Annotated in this window: 21 protein-coding genes; 12 read left to right on the forward strand and 9 right to left on the reverse strand. The window is 63.3% G+C overall.

All coding sequences use genetic code 11. From position 1 onward, the window contains the following. Positions 1-192, forward strand: a 192-nt coding sequence (locus tag N7568_RS21080; RefSeq protein WP_144652923.1) for a hypothetical protein, incomplete at its 5' end; no start/stop codon positions are given. A gap of 90 nt (positions 193-282) precedes the next feature. On the opposite strand, the gene N7568_RS21085 is transcribed toward N7568_RS21080, so the two are convergent. After that, positions 283-474, reverse strand: a complete 192-nt coding sequence (locus N7568_RS21085) for a YegP family protein (RefSeq protein WP_044569301.1) — start codon at positions 472-474, stop codon at positions 283-285. Positions 475-633: 159 nt separating this feature from the next. On the opposite strand from N7568_RS21085, the gene nboR reads away from it, so the two are divergent. Beyond that, positions 634-1,272 carry a nicotine blue oxidoreductase gene (gene nboR / locus N7568_RS21090; RefSeq protein WP_261611716.1) on the forward strand — a complete coding sequence of 213 codons (639 nt, stop codon included), beginning with the start codon at positions 634-636 and terminating at the stop codon, positions 1,270-1,272. 21 nt (positions 1,273-1,293) lie between these two features. Then, complete coding sequence (locus N7568_RS21095; protein WP_261611717.1) at positions 1,294-1,761, forward strand: GNAT family N-acetyltransferase; 468 nt, start codon at positions 1,294-1,296, stop codon at positions 1,759-1,761. Positions 1,762-1,809: 48 nt separating this feature from the next. Here N7568_RS21095 and N7568_RS21100 read toward each other — a convergent pair whose 3' ends face one another. The 5 genes from N7568_RS21100 to N7568_RS21120 all read right to left on the reverse strand — a co-directional run bounded on the left by N7568_RS21100 (position 1,810) and on the right by N7568_RS21120 (position 9,243). Beyond that, positions 1,810-4,632, reverse strand: a complete 2,823-nt coding sequence (locus N7568_RS21100; RefSeq protein WP_261611718.1) for a molybdopterin-dependent oxidoreductase — start codon at positions 4,630-4,632, stop codon at positions 1,810-1,812. Next, the gene (locus tag N7568_RS21105; RefSeq protein ID WP_261611719.1) at positions 4,622-5,560 is read right to left on the reverse strand and encodes an FAD binding domain-containing protein; all 939 of its coding nucleotides are present in this window, start codon (positions 5,558-5,560) and stop codon (positions 4,622-4,624) included. Before N7568_RS21105 ends, N7568_RS21100 begins: the two co-directional genes overlap by 11 nt. Next, positions 5,551-6,804 (reverse strand): XdhC family protein, encoded by a 1,254-nt coding sequence (locus tag N7568_RS21110; protein ID WP_261611720.1) that lies wholly within the window; start codon positions 6,802-6,804, stop codon positions 5,551-5,553. Before N7568_RS21110 ends, N7568_RS21105 begins: the two co-directional genes overlap by 10 nt. Before the next feature lie 354 nt (positions 6,805-7,158). Further along, complete coding sequence (locus tag N7568_RS21115) at positions 7,159-8,733, reverse strand: NCS2 family permease (protein ID WP_306423136.1); 1,575 nt, start codon at positions 8,731-8,733, stop codon at positions 7,159-7,161. A gap of 15 nt (positions 8,734-8,748) precedes the next feature. Next, positions 8,749-9,243, reverse strand: a complete 495-nt coding sequence (locus N7568_RS21120) for a nucleoside deaminase (RefSeq protein ID WP_017200639.1) — start codon at positions 9,241-9,243, stop codon at positions 8,749-8,751. Positions 9,244-9,655: 412 nt separating this feature from the next. Here N7568_RS21120 and N7568_RS21125 point away from each other — a divergent pair, with 412 nt between their 5' ends. After that, entirely contained in the window at positions 9,656-10,999 is a 1,344-nt protein-coding gene (locus N7568_RS21125; RefSeq protein WP_261611722.1) for an 8-oxoguanine deaminase, read from the forward strand. A 110-nt stretch (positions 11,000-11,109) separates the two neighbouring features. Here the strand turns inward: N7568_RS21125 and N7568_RS21130 are convergent, their stop codons facing one another. Beyond that, a complete protein-coding gene (locus N7568_RS21130) occupies positions 11,110-12,255 on the reverse strand; it encodes a hypothetical protein (RefSeq protein WP_261611723.1) in 1,146 nt (381 codons plus the stop codon). A 37-nt stretch (positions 12,256-12,292) separates the two neighbouring features. Between N7568_RS21130 and N7568_RS21135 the strand changes: the two genes are divergently transcribed. Together N7568_RS21135 and N7568_RS21140 are read left to right on the forward strand one after the other, a co-directional pair. Then, positions 12,293-12,706 carry a hypothetical protein gene (locus N7568_RS21135; protein WP_261611724.1) on the forward strand — a complete coding sequence of 138 codons (414 nt, stop codon included), beginning with the start codon at positions 12,293-12,295 and terminating at the stop codon, positions 12,704-12,706. Positions 12,707-13,132: 426 nt separating this feature from the next. Beyond that, positions 13,133-14,068 carry a hypothetical protein gene (locus N7568_RS21140; protein ID WP_261611725.1) on the forward strand — a complete coding sequence of 312 codons (936 nt, stop codon included), beginning with the start codon at positions 13,133-13,135 and terminating at the stop codon, positions 14,066-14,068. 194 nt (positions 14,069-14,262) lie between these two features. On the opposite strand, the gene N7568_RS21145 is transcribed toward N7568_RS21140, so the two are convergent. Beyond that, entirely contained in the window at positions 14,263-14,439 is a 177-nt protein-coding gene (locus N7568_RS21145; protein WP_175538651.1) for a hypothetical protein, read from the reverse strand. A gap of 371 nt (positions 14,440-14,810) precedes the next feature. Between N7568_RS21145 and pucL the strand changes: the two genes are divergently transcribed. From pucL to N7568_RS21160, 3 genes are all read left to right on the forward strand, one after another. Beyond that, positions 14,811-15,725, forward strand: coding sequence for a factor-independent urate hydroxylase (gene pucL / locus N7568_RS21150; protein ID WP_261611726.1), 915 nt, complete (start codon positions 14,811-14,813; stop codon positions 15,723-15,725). A 178-nt stretch (positions 15,726-15,903) separates the two neighbouring features. After that, positions 15,904-17,412: a nucleobase:cation symporter-2 family protein gene (locus N7568_RS21155; protein ID WP_261611727.1), complete on the forward strand. Its 1,509-nt coding sequence runs from the start codon at positions 15,904-15,906 to the stop codon at positions 17,410-17,412. Positions 17,413-17,582: 170 nt separating this feature from the next. Beyond that, complete coding sequence (locus N7568_RS21160) at positions 17,583-18,050, forward strand: DUF2867 domain-containing protein (RefSeq protein ID WP_261611728.1); 468 nt, start codon at positions 17,583-17,585, stop codon at positions 18,048-18,050. A 63-nt stretch (positions 18,051-18,113) separates the two neighbouring features. Here N7568_RS21160 and N7568_RS21165 read toward each other — a convergent pair whose 3' ends face one another. Beyond that, positions 18,114-18,869, reverse strand: a complete 756-nt coding sequence (locus N7568_RS21165) for an IclR family transcriptional regulator (protein WP_159705757.1) — start codon at positions 18,867-18,869, stop codon at positions 18,114-18,116. A 221-nt stretch (positions 18,870-19,090) separates the two neighbouring features. On the opposite strand from N7568_RS21165, the gene N7568_RS21170 reads away from it, so the two are divergent. Genes N7568_RS21170 through N7568_RS21180 form a run of 3 tightly spaced genes read left to right on the forward strand, consistent with a single transcriptional unit; the run spans position 19,091 to position 23,370 of the window. Further along, positions 19,091-20,491, forward strand: a complete 1,401-nt coding sequence (locus tag N7568_RS21170; protein WP_159705759.1) for an NAD-dependent malic enzyme — start codon at positions 19,091-19,093, stop codon at positions 20,489-20,491. 16 nt (positions 20,492-20,507) lie between these two features. After that, positions 20,508-22,106, forward strand: a complete 1,599-nt coding sequence (gene aceB, locus N7568_RS21175) for a malate synthase A (RefSeq protein ID WP_261611729.1) — start codon at positions 20,508-20,510, stop codon at positions 22,104-22,106. Position 22,107: 1 nt separating this feature from the next. Next, a complete protein-coding gene (locus tag N7568_RS21180) occupies positions 22,108-23,370 on the forward strand; it encodes a DUF6986 family protein (RefSeq protein WP_261611730.1) in 1,263 nt (420 codons plus the stop codon). Positions 23,371-23,378: the final 8 nt, after the last annotated feature.

Below are 23,378 nucleotides of genomic sequence, written 5' to 3' on the forward strand. Positions count from 1 at the left end.
GGCTTCTCCGACACCCGCCAAGCCGCCCGCCGCTACTTCAAAAACGACACCCACTCCATCGTCGCCAAAACCCTGCAGTTGCTGGCGGCGAGGGGCGAGGTAGAGGAGGGCGCGCCGTCGTACGCGATTGACCGCTACAAGCTGCTCGACGTGAACGCCGGCACCACAGGCGGCGCAGGCGGCGACGCCTAACAACCCGCACAAACAAACAGTTGGCGGCAGTGTTCGTGATGAACACTGCCGCCAACTGTCATTTTGCTGGGTTTCGGGGCACCGCGTGCACTAGGTGCCCAGGTTCCGCCTGTCGACGACAAAGCCTGTTGCCGCATTTTCGCGGACTGCGTTGATACCGGCCACAACGGCCTTCAAATTCGGAAACTGTGGCGACACTGCCACAACCGTGCCGTCTTCGGCAGTGAGCCGAAATCGGAATGAGTTGGTACCTGCTTTGAGAATTTCGAAACTGCCCGCCATTTTCCCCTGTTCCTTACGCGTCGCTGCGTACACGAGCTGACTTCATAACTCCCCACCGACCCTAACGGCCATTTCCGACCACCAAAAGCCCTACTGATGGGTAATTTACAACCGATATCGGTAGATCTCTTTGAAAGCAACCGAGGAGCTACAGACCGCATGGAACCCCGCGCGTATCGTGAGGATATGACTGACTCCGGCATGGCCCCGGTTACGGGCGTGCTGCTCGCTGCGGGCGCCGGCACGCGCCTGGGCCGTGGCCCCAAGGCGCTGCTCCCCTTCCGTGGGCGCACGCTGGTGGAAGTGTTGGCCGATACCCTGTTCGACGGCGGCTGCCGCGAAGTGGTGGTGGTGCTCGGGGCCGAGGCGGACCGTGTTCGAAGCGTCACGGATCTTGGTTCGCACGTGGTGGTTGAGAACGAAGCTTGGGGCAAAGGCATGGCTGGATCGTTCCGGGCGGGCATCGAAGCCGCCGCCCCCGGCAACAGCATCATGGTTGCGCTGGTGGACCAACCCGGTTTGACCCCGACGGCGGTGAGCAGGCTGCTGGGCAGCCACCGTCCCGGCCGGGTCACCGCAGCTGCCTACCCTGACGAGTCAGGACACCTGAAACGCAGGCACCCAGTGATTTTCGACGTCGGGCTTCGCGACCAGGCCGCGGAAGCGGCCAATGGCGACACGGGCGCGCGTTCGTTCCTCAAGGCGCATCCGGGCCTGGTGGACCTGGTGGATTGCAGCGACCTCTGCTCGGGTGAGGACCTGGACACGAAGGATCAGCTGCATCTTCTGGACGGGTGACAGCGCGGTAAATTAGGGTCCATGATCCGCATCGATCTTGACGATCCCGCACGCCCCGATGTCCACCAGCTCCTCAGCGAACACTTGGCCGACATGTTCGCCACGTCGCCTGCGGAGAGCGTGCATGCGTTGGATCACTCGGCGTTGTCGCACGAGTCGATCACGTTTTGGACGGCCCGCGAGGACGGAGTTTTGTTGGGATGCGGTGCGTTGAAGACGCTCTCCGGCGGGCATGCAGAGATCAAGTCCATGCGCACCACGGCCAACGCCCGTGGACGCGGCGTGGCAACCCTGCTGCTTGAGCACATCGTGGCCGAAGCCCGGAGTCGGAGCTTGGAACGCGTCAGCCTGGAAACGGGCACCGAGGACTACTTCGCTCCCGCCCGCCGCCTGTATGCGCGGCACGGCTTCACCGAGTGCCCGCCGTTTGCCGACTACACCCTGGACCCGAACAGCGTGTTCATGGAGCTCACCGTTTCACCCAAGTAGGTAGCAGATCAGGCCGTTTTGAGAGCTCAAAACGGCCTGATCTGCGATTCAGTTGGGGATCAGGGTGCGGTCGCGGAGGGCCAGATAGATCTTGTCCCGCGCGATGGGAAGCTCTCCGAAACGGATCCCTGTTGCGTTGCGGATCGCGTTGGCCAGCGCGGGAGCCACCGGGTTGAACGGGCTCTCGCTCATCGACTTGGCGCCCAGCGGGCCGGTGGAGTCGTTGGTCTTGGCGAAATACACCTCGCTGCGGGGCACGTCCGCGAACGACGGAATATGGTACTGACGCAGGATGTCCGTGGTGACGCGTCCGGCGTCGTCCACTTTCACTTCCTCGTACAGCACCGCGCCGAGCGCTTGCGCAATGCCGCCCTCGATCTGCCCACGGCATTGCCGCGGGTTGACCACCACGCCGGCGTCGGCCGCTTGGACACTCTGAAGAATCCGCAGCTCACCCGTGCCGGTGTTAACGGCAACGCGGAATCCGTGCACGTTGAATGCCACGGACCGCGGCGTCCCACCCCAGTTGCCGTCGGTGGCGAGCCGAACGCCTTGCAGCCTGGCGGCGTCGACAATTTCCGTCAGCGTCACAGTCCGATCTCCGCACTCAACGGCTCCGTCCACTAAACGGCAATCCGCCAAGGCCGCTCCCGTCAGCGATGCGGCGACTGTTTGGATCCGGGTGGCGAGCTCCAGCGCCGCTCCGAGCGTCGCCTTGCCAGCGACCACCGTCCCGGCGGAACCGAACGCGCCGGTGTCGTGCTCCAAGAGGTCGGTATCGGACTGGCGAACGGTCACCTTGGAAGCTGCTGTCGCCAGCGCAGTGGCAGCCAGCTGCGCATGCACTGTGGTGGTGCCGTTCCCGAATTCCGCAGTACCGACGTCGACGGCGAACCGTCCGTCCGCTTCCAGGCTCACCCGGGTGTGGGCGAAGTGGCCGCGCGGGGGGACGGTGTCGATCATGGACAAGGCCGAGCCCTCCCCCACAACCCAATCCGGTCCGAGATCGTCCATCCCAGCGGCACGGTAGCGTTCCTTGCCTCGATCCAAGGCGTCCCGAACCAAGGCAACACACTGGTCCAGTCCGTAGCTTCCGTAGTGCACATCTTCCTCGGGCTCCGGCGTAGTGGACAGCATGTGGTCACCGGGCCGGACCATGTTCTTGAGCCGGAACTCCAAGGGATCCATGCCAATGCCAACGGCAAGCTCATCAATGGCCGACTCGATCGCGAAGATCATCTGGCTCAGCCCGTAGCCGCGGAAGGCGCCCGCGGGAACGGTGTTGGTGTAGACGGCGAGGGCGTCAACTTTCTTGTTTACGCATTTGTAGACCGCCAGGGACTCGCCGCAGCCATGGAACATGACGCCGGGAGCATGGTTTCCGTAGGCACCGGTGTTGGTGAGGACGTCCAGCTGCAGTGCTGTGAGGTACCCGTCCCGGTTGGCACCCGCCTTGAGATGAATGGTGAAAGGGTGGCGCGTGGTGGTCGCGGTGAACTGCTCGGTACGGGTGAACTCGAGCTGCACCGGGCGGCGAAGTTTCAGCGCGGCCAAGGCCACCAGGTCCTCGGTGAGGACTTCCTGCTTCCCACCAAAGCCACCGCCAACCCTCCCGGCCACAACGCGGACGGTCTCCGGCGGCAGATTGAACAACCGGCTCAACGTCCGCTTCACCAGGAAGGGAACCTGTGTGGACGAACGGACAATCAGCCTGCCGTCCTTATCCAACCAAGCGATGGACGCGTGCGTTTCCATGGCCACGTGCTGGACCCGCTGGGTCTGGTAAGTGTGCTCGTGGATGAAGTCGGCGGCCGCGAAGCCATCTGCAACGCTGCCCAGCTCGGCATGCACTTCCGCCACCACGTTGTGGTGCGGCCGCGAGATCCTGGACGCTTCACCGTCCTTTTCTCCGTGAATCGCCGGGGCTCCGGGAAGGATGGCTTCCTGAGGCGTGAACACGGGCTCCAGAAGTTCGTATTCGACAGCAAGCGCACGGGCACCCGCCTCAGCGGCCCCCACGGATTCGGCCACCACGGCCGCTACCCGCTGTCCGATAAACCGCACCACGTTGTCCAGGACGCGCGTGTCATCGGGGTCATCGGTGAAGTTCTCGTGCTGGGCTGTGGAGAACAGCTGCTGTGGTGCGTCCTCGTGCGTGAATACGGCAACGACACCCGGCACGGCCAGTGCCGGAGCCTTGTCGATGGACACGATCCGGGCGTGCGCATGCGGCGAACGCAGGAGCTTCAAATGCAACAAGCCAGGGAGCTGCTCCGCCGGGACATCCAGGGCGTACCGGGCCGTTCCGGTCACCACGGCGTTGCTGGCGAGGGCCGGTACGTTGTCGCCGAGCTGGCCGGGAGTGGCTTCCACGGCGGGGGTTCCCGCAGCGCCAGGTGACTGAGCCCCGGAAACGTCGGATCCGGCGTCGTGCTGGTGATTGCCGCCATGGCCGCAGACGGCGTCGGCGATGGAGCGGTAGCCGGTGCATCGGCACAGGTTTCCCTTAAGATTTCGCGGCAGGTTGGCGCGTTGCTCGTCGTCGAAGGTGGCCGCTGTCATCATCATTCCGGCGGTACAGAAACCGCACTGGAAACCCTGGCCCTCGCTGAACTGTTCCTGCACAGGGTGGAGTTGCCCGTCCTTGGACAGGCCTTCGATGGTGGTGACCGCTTTGCCCTCGGCACGGACTGCCGGGTAGATGCAGCTGTGGACGGGTGTTCCGTCAACATGGACGGTGCAGGCTCCACAGTCGCCGCCGTCGCAGCCTTTCTTGACGCCAAAGTTGCCCTCTTCGCGGAGGAACGTGCGGAGGCATTGCCCGGGGCGGGGTGTGGCCTGCGAGGCAGCTCCGTTGATCTCAATTGCCATTCGGGGCCTCCTTCTGCTGGGTGTTGGATGGTGCGGGCTGCGTGGACGGCTGGGGCGAGGTGGCGTGCGGCGGCCAGAAGTCGCCGGACACCGTCATGGATTCGCCCAGCAGCTCGGCCCGGATTTCCTCGGCCAGTTTGAACGTCATGTCACGGCGCCATGCCGGCAGCCCGTGGATGTCGTCGTGGTACAGAGGCCAGGGAATGGAATCGCCGACGGCGTCAGCCAACGTCCCGGCGTCGGGAACCTGCCCGGCGGGGAACCTCAGCTGTACCGGCCTCTTAGTGGAGGCGGTAACTGTGATGACGAGGCCGCCGTCGGGGTCGAGGCGGCCGATGAGCAGCACGCCCGAGCGGCCAAGGTTGCTGAGTGACAGGCGCCGGAAGGCAACCCGCGCGGACAATGCGGATGCCGGCAGATGGATGCTGCGGAGCAACTCCCCCGGTGACAACACGGTCTGCATGTCCCCAATGACAAAGTCGGTCACGGGGACGGTGCGGCTGGTGCCGTCCGGGCTGAGGATGGTCCCCACTCCGTCGAGTCCGGCGCAGAACGACGTCATGGGTCCAGCCGGCAAGCCGGTGCAGATGTTGCCGCCCACCGTGGACATGTTCCAAATCTTGAACGAGGCCACAAACGAGTCGCAGCAGGGCCGGATCAAGGCCAGACCGGGCCATTCCCGGTGGCTTGCTTCAGCAGCCAGTGGCAAGGCGTAGAGCTCAGCGACGGTGCAAGTGGCGGCGAGTTCGATGCCTTCGTCAGTCAGGGTGATGGCGGGCCAGTTGGCCTCCCCGAGATCCAGGAGGCGCTTGAGGACGGTGCTTCCGTAGGAGAAAAGGACCGTACCTCCAGCGAGCCAGGCGTCGCCGTCGCGCCATAGGGCCGGGTCCGTGGTGGGCACCACGGCCTCGATGGTGTTCATGTCCATGGGTCCTCCTGAGTGAGGTAGTGGGGTACTTGTTGGACCGGCGCTGGGTGGATGGGGCCGGTGCTGTCCTTGAGGGAGGGAAACCCGTGCACGCTGGCAGGGCCGGCCTTTCCGCTGGCTCCGCGCTCCGCAATGATTTCCGCCGTGATGGACACTGCCACTTCGGCAGGCGTGACGGCGCCGAGGTCCAGGCCGATCGGTGAATGCAACCGTTCCAGCGCCTCGGGCGGAGTGCCTGCCTCGAGTAAAGCGTCCACCCGCTGGCGATGGCTGCGACGGGAACCCATCGCTCCGACATACGCCAGGTTCAACCGGAGGGCGCTTTCGAGCAACGGGATGTCGAACTTGGGGTCGTGGGTGAGGATGCAGACCACCGTGCGGGCGTCGATGAGTCCGGCGGCTGCCTCAGATTCGAGGTACCGGTGCGGCCAGTCGGTGACCACTTGTTCAGCCGCGGCGAAGCGGCTTTGCGTCGCGAAGGCGGGCCGGGCGTCGCACAGGGTCACGTCATAGCCGAGCAGTTGTCCGGCCGGGAGCAAAGCTGCGCCGAAATCGTTGGCGCCGAAGATCAGCATTCGCGCAGCCGGCAGACGGCTCTCCACGAACAGGGTGATGGGCTCGGGCTGGGTTTCCTCCCGCGGGGGTGCAGCCAACCTCTCAGTGGTAACCCAGCCGTCGATGCAGCCCTCCGGTGGGGCCAGGCGAACCAATCCGGCGCGGCCCCCTTGGAGCAGCGGCTCAACCTGGGCGGCAGCAGCGAAGAGGGTGGCGGGGTGGTCACCCACCAGTTTGGCCAACTCCTCCGATTCCATGGCGCGGAACCGCACAGGATCATTGACTGCCATGACTCCACCGCCCGCATCGAGCCGGCGGATCAGGGCCGCAGGGCGTTGGCTTTCAGCAAACACAGAAAGTTCGGGCGCACCTGCGCTGAGCGGCTGGATGTGGACTTCCAGTTCTCCTCCGCAGCTGAGTCCCGCGGCGAACGCGTCCTCGGAACTGTAGCCAAAAGATTCAAGGCGGGGGCCGCCGTCGCGCATTGCTTCCAGGGCCGCCTCCACGACGGCACCTTCCACGCAACCTCCGGACAAACTGCCCAGGACTTCGCCATGTTCGGAGACCATCATGGAGGTTCCCATGGGCCGCGGCACGGAGCCGCCCGTCCCTACGATCGTGGCCACAGCACACAGTTGGCCGGAGACCGCAGGCCGCCAGCTGCCCAGTGAAGGCATCAGATCCAGCATGGCAACACATCCTTATTCCAGGTGTCCCGGCCAGGTGGCCCGGCCGGAGCAGTGCGCGATCTTGCCTCATATTCTCATTTTCAGAGGTTGTTGCGGGGTAGTCGCGGCTTATCGGTAAAAGTTCAATCAGTAAGAGTCCATAGGAACGGGGGCAAGGGCTTCATCTCCCTGCCCCCGTTCCCTGACGGAGCGTCGGGTCCCGTTCCTGTATCAAGAGGACCGCCGCCCGCCGTCATGCCTGTAGGGGTGGTGCCCCAAGGGACGACGACGGCGGACGCCTATTCGTGCGGTGGGTACCGACGGACCGTCGATCGGAGTGCCGGATGACCCGCCGGCGCGGGGTGGGGATCCGGGTCAGACACCCATCAGGGCGTTGATCGGGCCGCGGGCGAAGTAGATGATGAAGCCTGCCGTGACCACCCACATGAGTGGATGGACCTTCTTGGCCTTGCCCGACGCAGCGCTGATCACCGCGAAGGAGATGAACCCGACGCCGATGCCGTTGGCGATGGAGTAGGTCAGCGGCATGGTGACGATGGTGAGGAACGCAGGGAGTGCGATGGAGAACTTGGTGAACTTGATCTCGCGGATCTGCGCCATCATCATCGCGCCCACCACCACCAGTGCCGCAGCAGCTACTTCCAGCGGCACCACCGAGGTGAGCGGAGTGAAGAACATGGAGCCCAGGAACAGCAACCCGGTAACCACCGAGGCCAGGCCGGTGCGTGCGCCTTCGCCGATGCCCGCTGCCGAGTCGATGTACACGGTGTTGGACGAACCGGACGTTGCGCCACCCACCACTGCGCCCATGCCTTCAACGATGAAGGCCGACTTCAGCTTGGGGAACGTGCCGTCCTTGTGTGCCACGCCAGCACTCTTGGCCAAGCCGGTCATGGTTCCCATGGCGTCAAAAAAGTTGGTGAAGACCAAGGTGAAGACCAGCATGGTGGCAGCGAGCCCGCCGATCCTGGCGAATGAGCCGAAGAGGTCGAACTGACCCACCAGGCTCAGGTCCGGGACCGAAACGAGTTGGCTCGACAAGATAGGCACATTGAGGTGCCAGCCGCCGGGGTTGTCGGCACTGCCTGGGCCGATGTGGAACACTGCCTCCACAACTGCGGCGAGGACAGTGGTGGCGACGATGCCGATCAGCAGGCCGCCTTGGATTTTGCGTGCCACGAGGATGCCCATGGTCAGCAGTCCGACGATAAAGACGAGGGTGGGGATGGAGGTGATGGAGCCGTTATCTCCGAGTTGGACCGGCGGGCCGCCCGTGGTGGCGCGGACAAAGCCTGAATCCACAAAGCCGATGAAGGCGATGAACAAGCCGATGCCCACGGTGATGGCGGCTTTGAGCTCCTTGGGAACTGCCTTGAAGATCGCCGTCCGGGCGCCGGTGGCGCCGAAGATGACAATCAGGATGCCGTTGATCACCACCAAGCCCATGGCTTCTGGCCACGTGACTTCCTGGATGACCGCAACGGCGAGGAAGGAGTTGATGCCCAGCCCGGCTGCGAGACCGAAGGGCAGGTTGGCGACGAGACCGAAAATGATGGTCATGACGCCGGCCGTCAGGCCCGTAACAGCGCCGACCTGCGCAGCTGAGAGCCAGCCGCCGGCGACGTCGGTGGGAGCGTTTTCGGCCGAGAAGCCGCCAAGGATCAGCGGGTTCAGGATGACGATGTACGCCATGGTGAAGAACGTGACCAGGCCGCCGCGGAATTCGCGGGCCAACGTGGAGCCACGCTTGGAGATCTGGAAGAACTTGTCCAGGAAGGAATTCGACACCGGGGGCTTCTTGTTGCCATCTGCCAGGCCGGTTGCCGTGTGCTTTGCCGCTGTGGGCTCTGCGCCGTCTCCGTGGGGAAAGAGCGCAGCCTGCTTTTCAGCTGCTGTCTGCTTTTCAGCGGAATTGTCCAGGATTGTCATGTCAGCCACCGGGCCCTAGTAATCAATCCTGGAATCAAGCGTGTTCCATGTGTTGAACGGCTGGAGGGCCGCCGGAGCCTGGGGGTCGCCCAGTTCCAGCTTGGCTACCGGCATCAGCGCGTCCCGGTTGTCGTTCTCGAAGTACTCGTAAAAGACGGCGTCGTCGAAGCCCACGGATGCGGCGTCGTGACGGTCTGCGGCAAAAAACACGCGGTCAACGCGTGCCCAGAGCGCGGAGGCCAAGCACATGGGGCATGGCTCGCAGCTGGTGTAGAGGGTTGCTCCGCTCAGATCGAAGGTTCCCAGTTCGCGGCAGGCGTTACGGATGGCCGTGACCTCTGCGTGTGCGGTGGGATCGTTCGTGGCGGTAACGCGGTTGACGCCTTCGAAGGCTCGTCCGTCCGCGGTGACAATGACGGCGCCGAAGGGGCCCCCACTGTTGAGGACATTGGCTGTTGCCAGCTCAATGGATGTGGCCAGGAATTGCTCGGCCGTGACGGTTGTACTCATGTTGCGACTTCCTTAGTGCTGAGGAAGCCAGGTGACCTGTTTGGGGGCGCTACAGAGAAGAGCTCCAGTTAGCTTGGTTACCAGGCTTCAGCATGTGCGATGAAGGTTAAGTTGCGCCTGGTAGATAGCTTCCCGAGGTCCGGGTGCCCGCCTTTGGCAGTTAGAGCGTAGCACCGGGTTTGTGAGCCGCGCCATAGTTTTTTGAAAATTTAATTTCGTCATGCGAAATTACTTATTCGTGCTGGATGCTGGCCGAATGTGACCGGAACGTGCCCGCGGGCGTTGACTGCCGCCGTCGAGCATTCTACGCTTTTCGGACTGGGCCGCGTTCTGACGGTCCGGCAACCTGGATCAGCAGACAGGGCCTAACTGAGCTGGAACGCGTACACGCCGACCAGACAAGGAACCTGTTATGACCCGTCTTTGGATCAAGAATCCGCTGGGAATTTTCACCGCAAACGACCTCGACGCCGGTGGCGGCCTGGTGGTTTCCGACGGGAAAATCGTAGAACTGGTGCCTTCGGGCGGGCAGCCTTCGTCTCCTGCCACCGTTTTTGATGCCTCCTCCCACGTGGTTCTCCCCGGCCTCATCAACACGCACCACCACTTCTACCAAACCCTCACCCGCGCGTGGGGGCCCGTGGCCAATGCGCCGTTGTTCCCGTGGCTCCAGAATCTCTACCCCGTGTGGGCGCGGTTGACTCCGCGGAGCCTTGAGCTTGCCGTGCAGGTTGCACTGGCCGAATTGCTGCTTTCCGGCTGCACCACGGCGGCCGACCACCACTACCTCTTCCCGGACGGCATGGAAGACGCCATTGATATCGAGGTAGCCGCCGTACGTGCCATGGGCATGCGCGCCACGCTGACCCGCGGGTCCATGACGTTGGGAGAGGACGACGGCGGGCTTCCGCCCAGGACCACGGTCCAGTCGCCTGAAGCGATTCTTGCGGACAGCGAACGGCTGATCCGCAAGTACCACGAAACCGGTGATGGGGCCGTTGTTCAGATCGCGCTTGCCCCGTGCTCACCGTTCTCAGTGACCAAGGAAATCATGGCCGAGAGCGCCGCCATGGCCGAACGCTTCGACGTCCGGCTCCACACCCACCTTGCCGAAACCATCGACGAGGAAGACTTCTGCAAATCCATGTTCGGGCTGCGGACCGTGGACTACCTGGAGTCCGTGGGCTGGCTGGGAAACCGGACCTGGCTGGGTCACGGCATCCACTTCAACGACGAGGAGATCGCCAGGCTGGGAGCCGCTGGCACCGCCGTCGCGCATTGCCCCACCTCCAACATGCGGTTGGCATCCGGGACCGCGCGGGTCCTGGAACTAGAGGCAGCGGGTGTTCCCGTAGGGCTGGGAGTTGACGGATCGGCGTCGAACGATGCCTCCAACATGATCCTCGAAGCACGGCAGGCGCTGTACTTGCAGAGGCTTCGCTATGGCGCTTCCGTTCCCGTGGAGCGGGCTCTTGGTTGGGCGACCCGTGGGTCTGCAGCCGTTTTGGGGCGCTCCGACATAGGACAGCTGGCACCCGGGCTCCAGGCGGATTTGGCTCTGTTTAAGCCTGACGAACTCCGCTTCTCCGGCAGCCACGACCCCGTAGCCGCGTTGTTGCTCTGCGGCGCCGACCGTGCAGACCGCGTGATGGTGGGCGGTCAGTGGCGGGTAGTGGACGGCGCGATTCCCGGGCTGGACGTTGCCGGGCTGATCGCTGAGCACTCTGCGGCGGCACGGAAGCTGGTGGCCGGGTAGCTTTCGCTTCCTCTGCGCGCGAAATCGCCGGAACGCTTCCATTTCGCAGGGAACGTTCCGGCGATTTCGAGGCTTTCCGGCGACTTCGTTGCCGACGGCCGCGACGTTTCCTAGATCATGATCTTGTAAATGTGATGCGTGTACTCGTTGGCGAACGAGTCCGTGAACTTGCCACCCTGCACGGGGATGGTCCGGTTCTCGCCCACAACTTCCACCTGCGAGCCAGTGATCCCGGCGGGAAGGGTGAAGGTCTTCGAGCCCGTAGCGCCGTTCACTCCGATGCCGGCGAACAGGTACGCGCTGCCATCCTTGGCTTTGAGCATCGTGTCTGTACCCGTGGCGCCCGCGTTCCACACATAGCTTTGCGTGTTGAGGACAGGAGCGAGGGCTTGGATACCAGCGAGTGCGGCCTTGATCTTCGCCTTGCGATCAGCCGGTGCCTGGACCAGTGAATACGTCCCGAAGCCTGCCTGGCCGTTGTTGTTGTGCTGGAAAATGCTGATCCCGCGCGCCTCGTGGATGATGCCGGACCACATAGCTCCCTCCATCTGTTCGGGCGTGATGGTGCGGTCATTGGAGGCATTCAGGAATGGCCGTGCCGACTCAACGAAGATCCAGTTCGGATGGATGCCGGGTGCCGACTGGAACTTCCGCATCTGGTCAATCTGCCACCCATAGGCCGCCGATGTGGCCGTCTTTGCGCCCTGCGGCCACGCCGGGGTCCGGTTCAACTCGTCCTGCAGATCGGCCCGCGTGTACATGTAGTTATCCACGGATGCCGCGTCAACGGCGGCCATGAAGTCGTCCATCAGCCCCGGCGCCCAGTAGGTGCCCAGGATCCCCTTGGAGTAATTCGCGAAGGCAAACCTGCCGTCGTTGAATCCCCGGATCTGGGCCACTTTGTTCTTCATCTGCTGAAGGTTCTGCTCATATGTTGAACCATTGCAGCCGAGTCCGAGCATGTCGCACTCGTCGTACGTGTCCCAGCCGACCACGCCCGGGTTATTGCCCACCTCGGTGCGGGACCACTCTGTGCCTGCGATGACCAGCATTCCCGTGTTCGTAATGGACGCCATCGTGGAACCGTCGTGTTCCGCATTCTGGTAAACGTTCACGCCGATGTCCTTCAACTGGGTGGCGTGCTCAGGTTTGCCGTAATACACGCTGACCGGGAACAGGCTTGGGTTGTTGAGCTTCGCTGCGCCAGGGAACTTTGCCCAGTATGCAGGCCCGCCATCCCACGGAACCCTGGCCAAGTTGGCGAGACTACCCGCGCCCGGGGTTGGGGTTGGTGTGGGGGTTGGGCTGACCGTGGCCGTCGGGGACGGGCTGGCGGTGGTGGCGCTCGGCGTCGGGGTCGGGCTTGCGCTGGTGGCACTCGGCGTCGGGCTCGGCGTGGGCGTTGCAGTCGCCGTCGCTGTACGCGTGGACGTCGGGCTCGGCGTCGGCGTGGGCGTTGCAGTCGCCGTCGCCGTACGCGTGGACGTCGGGCTCGGCGTCGGCGTCGGCGTTGCAGTCGCCGTACGCGTAGACGTAGCCGTAGGCGTCGGGGTCGCCGTGGTCGTGGTGGGCGATGGCGTAGGTGCCGTAGCGGTTGTCGAGGGTGTCGGCGTCGGCGTCGGCGTCGTGCACCCTGCGAGAGCCAACGCGATCACCGCCCCAAGCATTGAGACCTTGAGTTTCATGACATGTATTCCTTTGGGGTAGCAGCCACATTCAAGCTGCTGCGGCGCCGGATCCCCACTCCCGGCTCTTTTGTCACCTGCCGGGGCAGGGATTTTAGCCAGGGTGAACGTCCTGGCATGGCTCGATGACGAGCGTCAGTTTTTACTCGACGTGCTGCAGTACGACGCGGGCGGGCCATATGTCCGGCGTCATCGAGCGAGCAAGCGCAACCCGTCAGTCAGGGCCGCAACGACCTTGAAGACCCAAAAGGGTGGCCGTCAGCCCAGCTTACGCGAGGCCCTCAGCACCCTGCCGATTGTTACGCAGGTCACATTCCACCGTCTCGATGCTTCGCTGCCAACCACGCCGTTCGCACGGCACAGCTTGCAGAGAGCCATCGAATCGGGCTTTTCCACATAGGGCAGCATGCTCCTGTTCGTGCCGCCACGTTCCTTCAAAGCTTGTTCCATGGCGAACAACAACAAAACAGGGCTCCCCCCAATGATGGATTTGTGGCGGACCAGCGAGCTCCATGAACTGGGGTTCAACGACAGAAGGATTGCAGCACTGGTGCAAGTCGGCGATCTGGTACGGCTACGCCGGGGTTGCTACATCCGCGGCAGTACATGGGCCGCTCAAAAACCTTGGGTACGCAGCCGGCAGTTGATCGCCGCGCACGCTCACGGAACACTTACGACGTCGACTGGCGGCTTGGTCTACAGCCACACCTCGGCAGCACGCCTGCACGGACTGTTTCTCTGGGACGTGGATGACCGCGTGCACATCACAACCGATTCAAGCGCATCGCGATCGTCCCACGGCCACGACGCTGTTGCCCATGGTCGGGCCCTTGAAACCAACGAAATAATGCTTATCAACGGCATGCCTTGCACCTCCTTGGAACGAACCGTTGCTGACTGCTGCCTCTTACTGAACTACAAGCAATCCTTAGTGCTGATGGACCACGCCCTTCGAAAAGGTGCTGACGCCTACAAGCTGCAACTGATGTGCGAGTCCCTGGCCGGGCGCAACGGAGTCCTCGCCCTACGCCGGGCATTGGAGAATGCGGACGCACGCTCCGAGTCACCAGGTGAAACCCTGACCCGCGAGTTGCTCCAGCGCTTACGGATCGATCTTCCTGAGTTGCAAGTGGAGGTGTCATCACCTGAGGGTTCTCATCGACTGGATTTTGCTTGGCGGGACAAGAAGGTTGCCTTGGAGTTCGATGGGAAGGTTAAGTACTTCGACTACGCACCAACCTCCGAGGTCATCTTTAAGGAACGCCAGCGCGAAAAGGCCCTCATGGCACAGGGCTGGAAGTTCATTCGGATCAAGTGGCAGCACTTGTTTCGGGAGCAGGAGTTCAAATCAACCGTGCTTGGGGTCCTACGCAGCACCAGCTAGGCAGTACCGAGGCCCCGTTTCGGGGGTTCGCTGCGTAGGACGCCGGGCGCACGGCACGTTCTGCAGCGAAGCATCAAAACGGGCAGCACACAGCGGGCCAGAATGCACGGAAAGGCGGGCGATACCTCCCCAGGTATCGCCCGCCTCGTTGGCTCTGTTGCGCAGAGTCCGCGCCCCTTGGATGCAGGAAGATCCTAGGGGCGCTGCCGGCCGAACACCGGGAGCGCGCGCAACCAACGGGAGAACCCGCCGGCTTTGCGGTCACAGTCGGCCGGAATGTAGAAGTCCGGATCCGTTGCACCGAAGGGCAGGTACAGCTCCTGACCCGGGGCCGGGAATTCCACGACCTTGTTCGTATCCTTCGAGTCCATCTGCTTCCTCCTCTTTCTCATGCATCCAGTTTCCGCACTTCGGAAAACTTTTATTGTTATGTGGAAAGTGTAGGCAGGCGCGAAACAACGCGTCAAGACCCCCACCAACGCCAAGTGAGTTGCGCCGGTCACATTTGGATGATTCATAACGATCCTTGGGAACCCATGTACATCAGCCGAAATCATGCGCTACTCTCGAATGAGTTCGTGGCGTAGGTCACGTAACCTGAGAGCAGCAGGCAGGGTCGTAATGAGCTGGCATCCATGGATGCTGGCTCTTTTTTGTTGGGTCGGCTCCACCAGAAACGCGGTGGAAACACGCGCTTAATTTCATTGATGGAACGTAGGTTCCACCTCACAGAAGTTGGGATATGACCATGAGCAACAACATCGTCCTCGGCGAAAACCAGTACGGCAAAGCAGAAGTCCGCGTCGTCAAAGTCACTCGGGATACGGACCGCCACCACATCGAAGACCTGAACGTCACCTCGCAGCTGCGCGGCGATTTCCAGGCCGCGCACCTCGAAGGCGACAACGGCCACGTCGTTGCCACCGACACCCAGAAGAACACCGTCTACGCGTTCGCTCGTGAAGGCATCGGCTCCCCCGAGTCCTTCCTCCTGCGCCTTGCAGACCACTTCACCGGCGGATTCGACTGGGTTACCGGCGGACGCTGGGAAGCTGAGGCCTACAGCTGGGATCGCATCCAGGCCCACGGCGAGGGACACGACCACAGCTTCGTCCGCAACGGACAAGAGGTGCGTACCGCCGTCGTCGTCCGTGATGGCGCAACCACCCACCTTATTTCCGGCCTCAAGGACCTGACCGTCCTGAAGACCACGCAGTCCGGCTTCGTCGGCTACCCGCGCGACAAGTACACCACGCTGCCGGAAACCACCGACCGCATCCTGGCCACCGACGTATCCGCCCGCTGGCGCTACAACACCAACCTGGACTTCGCCGGCACGGACTTCAACAAGAGCTACGAGGACATCAAGGCACTCCTGCTGGAAGGCTTCACCGAGAACTACTCCCACGCCCTGCAGCAGACGCTGTTCGACATGGGCAAGAAGGTCCTGGAAGCACACAGCGAAGTGGACGAGATCAAGTTCTCCATGCCCAACAAGCACCACTTCCTGGTTGACCTGAGCCCGTTCGGTCTGGACAACCCCAACGAGGTCTTCTTCGCGGCTGACCGCCCGTACGGCCTCATCGAAGCCACGGTCCAGCGCGAGAACATCGACGCTGCACCGGTTGCCTGGAGCGGCATCGCCGGCTTCTGCTAAGCCCTCACCGAAACCGCACTAAACCGCACCACCAACGGGTTTGTGTGCAGGTCCCGAACAACGGCGCCCCGTCAACACTGGATCTGCACACAAACCCGACCCCAAAAACCTAAAGATTTTGTTAGCCAGACACAGTTAGCCAGACGAAGACGTCTGCCATGAACCCAGAAAGTCTGCCATGAACATCAAGAAAAAATCCCGCCCTGCGAATACCACCTCTTCGCAGTCGAATAAGCCCGAACGGCCCGAGGACAAGCGTCTCTCCATCGGCAGCACCTTCGCTTACGGCTTCCAGCACGTCCTCACGATGTACGGCGGAATTATTGCCCCGCCGCTGATCATTGGTGCAGCGGCCGGCATGAACTCCCAGGACATCGGCCTCCTCATCGCCGCTTGTTTGTTTGTGGGCGGCCTGGCCACCATCCTTCAGACGGTGGGCATCCCGTGGTTCGGCTCGCAGCTGCCGCTGGTTCAGGGCGTTTCCTTCGCCGGTGTTTCCACCATGGTGGCGATCGTCCAAGGTGGCGGCGGCATCCAGGCGGTGTTCGGCTCAGTCATTGTGGCCTCGCTGATCGGCTTGGCGATCACTCCCCTGTTCTCCAAGATCATCAAGTTCTTCCCACCAGTTGTTACCGGAACCGTGATCACCACCATCGGCCTGACACTGATGCCAGTCGCAGCCAACTGGGCCATGGGTGGCAACGCCAAGGCCGACAACTACGGCAGCATGGCCAACATCGGACTCGCAGCGGCAACCATGGGCGTCGTCCTCCTCCTAAGCAAGGTTGGCAACGCGGCCATTTCCCGGCTCTCGATCCTGCTGGCCATGGTCATCGGCACCATCATCGCGTTGATTGCGGGCATGGCTGACTTCTCCAAGGTGGGCCAGGGCGACATCGTCGCATTCCCCACGCCTTTCGCTTTCGGTGCTCCCACGTTTGAAATCGCCGCGATCATCTCCATGCTCATCGTCATCCTGGTGACCCTGACCGAAACCTCGGCAGACATCATCGCAGTGGGCGAAATCGTGGATACCAAGGTTGACTCCCGCCGCATCGGCGACGGCCTCCGCGCAGACATGCTCTCCAGCGCCATCTCCCCGTTGTTCAACTCCTTCACGCAGAGCGCCTTCGCCCAGAACGTAGGCCTCGTGGCCATCACGGGCATCAAGAGCCGCTTCGTGGTCAGCGCCGGCGGTCTCATCCTGGTCATCCTCGGCCTCCTGCCGATCCTGGGCCGGGTTGTCGCAGCGGTTCCGACGCCCGTCCTGGGCGGCGCCGGCGTCGTGCTGTTCGGTACGGTTGCCGCCAGCGGTATCCGCACCCTGGCCAAGGTTGAGTACAAGAACAACATGAACCTGATCATCGTGGCTGCTTCGATCGGCTTCGGCATGATCCCCATCGCCGCCCCGAAGTTCTACGACCAGTTCCCGTCCTGGTTCGCCACGATCTTCCACTCAGGCATCAGCTCGGCAGCCGTCATGGCGATCCTGCTGAACATCCTCTTCAACCACTTCAAGGCCGGTAACTCGGACAACCAGTCGGTGTTCGTCGCAGGCACTGACCGCATCGTCAGCGAAGAGGACATCAAGTGCCTCAGCGAAGGCGACCGCTTCGAGAACGGCAAGCTGATCGACGCCGACGGCAAGGAAGTCCCGCTCAAGACGTCCAGCGCTTCTGAGCACTAGCACCCTTCCGCAGATGACAGGCGGCAGTGTTTTCCTTGGGGGGACACTGCCGCCTTTTGTCGCGTCCTGCGCAAGCCCCGCACGGAATGTACGACGGCGGCACCTGCGGTTTGCGGGGACCTCACCTTCGCGGGGGTACACCTTGGGGAAGCGCACCGTAGGATCAGGCCATGACTGAACAGGCGCCCTGCTTCCGTTCCCTTGCCCTCCGCGAGATCCCGACGCCGGACTACGCGGACGTTTGCCTGGCTGTCCTTCCGGAAGGGGCCACCACGGACCCCACCGAATGGGCAGAGCGGCTGTTCTCCCTGGAGTCCATGCCGCGCTGGGTCGCCGGTGCCATGGGTTTGCGCCAGGCACTGGTCCCGTTGATCGGCATCCCAAAAGCACCGCAGGACACGTTCAGAGTGACCGGGCAGTCGGGCGAGGAAGCCCTGATCTTCGTCCGGGACAGGCACCTGAACTTCGCGGCCGCCGTCGGCGTCGATCCGGTGAGCCGACTGATCAGGGTGACTACCGCCGTCGAACTTAAGGGGTGGCGGGGGAAGCTTTACTTTGGCGTCGTGCGGCCAGTGCACCCGATCGTGGTGAACTCCATGCTGAAGAAGGCCACCCGCTCAAAACCCGCGCCCAGATGACAAAAGATGGCAATGTTCCTGGGAAACATTGCCATCAAATGCCAACTCGGCGCGGGGTAAGTCCTAGTTCTGGTTGAGCTCCGCGGAGATCGCCCTGGCTGCTTCACGCAGCATGGGCACGGCGCGGTCGGCGAAGCTCTGGTCCACGCGGGTGATCGGTCCGGAGACAGAGATCGCGGTGGGCGTAGGAGCGTTGGGCACAGCCATGGCGAAGCAGCGTACGCCGAGCTCCTGCTCTTCCTCGTCAATGGAGTAGCCGCGTTCGCGGATCAGCTTGAGGTCTGCGAGCAGGGAGTCGATGTCGCCGATGCTCTTGGCCGTGGGGGTCGGCATGCCGGTGCGGGCCACGATGCCGCGGACAACCTCGTCGTCCAGCTGGGCGAGGATGGCTTTGCCCACGCCGGTATCGTGCGTGTGGGCCCGGCGGCCCACCTCGGTGAACATGCGCATGGAGTGCATGGACGGGACCTGGGCGACATAGATGACCATGTCGGAGTCAAGGACGGCCATGTTGGAGGTCTCGCCGAGGCGTTCCACCAGGGTCTTGAGCTGCGGACGGGCCACGGCACCGAGCTGCTTGCTGGCGCCTTCGCCGAGCCGGATCAGCCGGGGCCCCAGCGCGTAGCGGCGGTTGGGCAGCTGGCGGATGTAGCCCAGGGACACCAAGGTCCTCAAAAGGCGATGAATGGTGGGCAAGGGGAGGTCAGTGGACGACGAGAGCTCACTCAGGGTGACGTCGCCGCCTGCGTCCGTAATCAGTTCCAGCAGTTCAAAGACGCGCTCAACGGACTGCACGCCTCCGGAGGCTTTTTCAGCCATTCCCTTGTCTCCAATGACTCAGATTCCGACAACTCTTATCCGCATCGTGAAAAGAATTGCTTAGAACACCCAACATACAGCACAGCGCGCACCTGCGCGACGACACCGAAGATGACCGGGCAGGGGGTTGTGTTTCCACTTTGTAGATAATAATATCCATAATACGAAAACATTCAGTTTGGAACGGCGGCCCGGGAACGGGCCTAACAGGAGGAATTTCAATGGCGAATCCGAGCCCCGGAAACTCGATCACCCTGCGCGTCGCCGCACCGTCGAGCTTCACCGCTACCAGCGAACTGGCAGCAGCCGTCGGCGCAGCCGGTGCAGCAATCACCGCGCTGGACGTCACGGAATCCCACCACGAGACGATCGTTGTCGACGTCACCTGCAACACCACCGACGACGACCACGCCGCCCGCGTCAAGGACGCCCTGAACGCCCTCGACGGCGTCACCGTCCAGCACGTCTCGGACCGCACCTTCCTCATGCACCTCGGCGGCAAGCTGGAGGTCGTCCCCAAGGTAGCCCTGCGCAACCGCGACGATCTTTCACGCGCCTACACCCCCGGCGTCGCGCGTGTCTGCATGGCTATTGCCGAAGACCCCGCCGCAGCCCGCAACCTGACGGTCAAGCGGAACACCATCGCCGTCCTCACCGACGGTTCAGCCGTGCTGGGCCTGGGCAATATCGGCCCCGCCGCTGCCCTTCCCGTCATGGAAGGCAAGGCTGCACTCTTCAAGCAGTTCGCCAACGTTGACGCCTGGCCGGTCTGCCTGGACACCCAGGACACCGAAGAAATCATCATGATCGCCAAGGCCATGGCCCCCGTCTACGGCGGCATCAACCTCGAAGACATCGCCGCACCGCGCTGCTTCGAGATCGAGAACCGCCTCCGCGAAGAACTCGACATCCCCGTCTTCCACGATGACCAGCACGGCACCGCGATCGTCACGCTCGCTGCCTTGGTCAACGCCCTCCGTGTGGTGGACAAAAAACTCTCCGAGGTCAAGATCGTGGTTTCGGGCGTCGGCGCTGCCGGCTCCGCCATCATCCAGCTCCTCAAGGCCCAGGGCGCGCAGCACATCATCGCCGCCGGCCGCTCCGGCGCCATCCACTCCGGCGAGGAATACGGCGACGAGCACCGCAGCTGGATCGCCGCGAACACCAACGAAGAAGGCTTCTCCGGCACCTTGCACGACGCCCTCAAGGGAGCGGACGTGTTCATCGGCGTCTCCGCCCCGCACGTGATCGGCGAGGAGCAGGTCGCTTCGATGGCCGAGGACGCAATCGTGTTCGCAATGGCCAACCCGACACCGGAAATCGACCCGGTTATCGCTTCCAAGCACGCAGCCGTGGTTGCCACCGGACGCAGCGACTTCCCGAACCAGATCAACAACGTGCTGGCCTTCCCGGGCTTCTTCCGGGGCCTCCTGGACGCCGGAGCATCGGACATTACGCCGAACATGCTGGTAGCCGCCGCCGAGGCAATTGCCAACCGGGTGGCTGACGATGAGCTCAACGCGAGTTACATTATCCCCAGCGTCTTCGATCCCCATGTTGCCGCCGATGTAGCGACTGCCGTAGCCAATGCTGCGCACGCCAACGCCGCCAGCGCACTCTAGAAAAGGACACCGCCACATGGCTATCACAGTCACTGATCCCCGGCCGATCGATCGCGCCGAGGAAATCCTCACTCCCAAGGCACTGGCCTTCATCGAGGAACTGCACAAGCGCTTCGCCGGCACCCGCAATGAGCTCTTGGAAGCACGCGGCGTCAAGCGTCAGAAGGTTGCCGACACCAGTCGTCTGGACTTCCTCCCGGAGACCCAGGACATCCGCGACGGCGACTGGAAGGTCGCTGAGGCACCGGCAGCTTTGCAGGACCGCCGCGTCGAAATGACCGGCCCGGCAACCCCGGCCAAGATGGCCATCAACGCCCTCAACTCCGGCGCCAAGGTGTGGCTGGCCGACCTCGAAGACGCCAGCACGCCCACGTGGCCGAACGTCATCGACGCCATCCTCAACCTCCGCGACGCCGCCCAGGGAACCCTGAGCTTCACTTCGCCCGAGGGCAAGGAATACCGCCTCCGCACGGACGCTCCGCTCGCTGTCGTGGTGGCCCGCCCCCGCGGCTGGCACATGGAAGAACGCCACCTGCTGATCGACGGCGAACCCGCCGTGGGTGCGCTGGTGGACTTCGGCCTGCACTTCTTCCACATCGCCAAGCAGCTGCTCCTCAACGGCCACGGCCCGTACTACTACCTGCCCAAGATGGAGAGCCACCTGGAGGCACGCCTCTGGAACGACGTCTTCGTCTTCGCACAGGACTTCCTCGGCATCCCGCAGGGCAGCGTCCGCGCCACCGTGCTCATCGAGACCATCCCGGCAGCATTCGAGATGGACGAGATCCTCTACGAACTGCGCGATCACGCCTCGGGCCTGAACGCCGGCCGTTGGGACTACCTCTTCAGCATCATCAAGTACTTCCGTGATGCCGGCGAAGAGTTCGTCCTCCCGGACCGCGCCACCGTTGCCATGACTGCACCGTTTATGCGGGCCTACACCGAGCTCCTGGTCAAGACCTGCCACAAGCGCGGCGCCTTCGCCATGGGTGGCATGGCCGCCGTCATCCCCAACCGCAAGCAGCCCGACGTCACCGCCGCCGCCTTCGACAAGGTCCGCGCTGACAAGACCCGCGAAGCAAACGATGGCTTCGACGGGTCCTGGGTGGCACACCCGGACCTCGTGTCCACCTGCCGCGAAGTCTTCGACTCCGTGCTGGGCGACCGTCCCAACCAGCTGGACAAGCAGCGCCCCGAGGTGAGCGTCACGGCTGAGCAGCTCATCGACGTCGCATCCGCCGAAGGCCATGTCACCGAGGCCGGCCTGCGGCTGAACCTGTACGTTGCCGTCGCCTACACCGGCGTCTGGATCTCCGGCAGCGGCGCAGTTGCCATCCACAACCTCATGGAAGACGCCGCAACCGCGGAAATCTCCCGCTCACAGGTCTGGCAGCAGATCCGCAACAAGTCCGTCCTCGCGGACACGGGCAACACTGTGACCCGCGAACTCGTCACCCGCATTCTGGGCGAAGAAACCGAGCGCCTGCGTATCGAGTTCGGCGACGAGAACTTCACCAAGTACTACGAGCCGGCATCGAAACTGATTGAGGACATCTGTTTGTCCGACGATTACACGGACTTCCTCACCACTCCCGCGTACGAGCTGGTGGGCTGAGATGGGCTCACTCTCTTCCTCTGATCTGGCCCACATCGAGTCGCAGCTTGAGGCGACGGACCAGCTGCTGGACCGCAACTACCCCGGAGACGACGGCTCACGCCAGCCCATCCACACCGTCTACATCCCGGCCGACCGCTTCACACCGACCCTTGCGGCTGAGTGGGGCGCCCAGGCGCTGGCGACGGCGGAAGCCCACGGCGGCCTGGAAAAGCTGGGTCAGCTGTTGGGCCAAGAGTCTCACCTGGCTGCCGCTGTTGCAGAGCGTGTGGCGGCGAAGCTTTCCGCTGAGCCGATCGAAGACCTGCGCCTGGACTTCGAAGACGGCTACGGCGACCGCGGCGACGAGGCAGAAGACGCCGACGCCGTTGCTGCCGCCAAGGCTGTTGCCACTGCCGTAGCGGCCGGAACAGCTCCGCCGTTCATCGGCATCCGCTTCAAGTGCTTCGAAGCCCCCACCCGGGCCCGCGGACTGAAGACGCTGGACCTGTTCGTCTCCACGTTGGCTGAGGCCGGCGAGCTCCCCGCTGGACTGATCCTCACCCTTCCCAAGGTCACCACGGTGGCCCAGGTGCAGGCCATGGACTTCGCGGTATCCCGCCTTGAGGAAGTCCACGGGCTTCCCGCCGGACGTCTTCGCTTTGAGGTGCAGGTGGAAACACCGCAGCTCATCATCGGTGCTGACGGAACCTCGCCTGTAGCCCAACTCCCCCACGTTGTTCCGGGACGCATCAGCGCCCTGCACTACGGGACCTACGACTACAGCGCCTCGCTGGGTATCTCCGCGGAGTACCAGTCCATGGAGCACCCGGTGGCAGACTTCGCCAAGGAAGTCATGCAGCTCGCAGTCGCCGGAACGGGCATCCGCCTCTCCGACGGTTCCACCAATATCATCCCCGTAGGCGATGCCGTTGAAGACGCCTGGAAACTGCACGGCCGGTTGGTACGACGTTCCCTGGAAAACGGCTACTACCAGGGCTGGGATCTCCACGCCGCCCAGCTGCCGAGCCGTTTTTCGGCGTCGTACGCTTTCTACCGCGAAGGCCTGCCCGCAGCGGCCCTCCGCCTCCGCAACTACGTGGAACGCACCGAAGGCGGCGTCATGGATGAGCCCGCCACGGCCCGCGCGCTTGCCGGCTTCGTCCTCCGCGGCGTCCAGTGCGGCGCAGTGGGGACCGACGAGGTCAAGGCGCTTGCCGGCGTCGAACTTTCACAGCTGACCGCACTGGCGCACCCGCGGCTCGCACAACCAACTTCGCACTGATAGGAGCA

The organism is Paenarthrobacter aurescens (assembly GCF_025421775.1).
In the GTDB taxonomy this organism is placed as follows: domain Bacteria; phylum Actinomycetota; class Actinomycetes; order Actinomycetales; family Micrococcaceae; genus Arthrobacter; species Arthrobacter aurescens_B.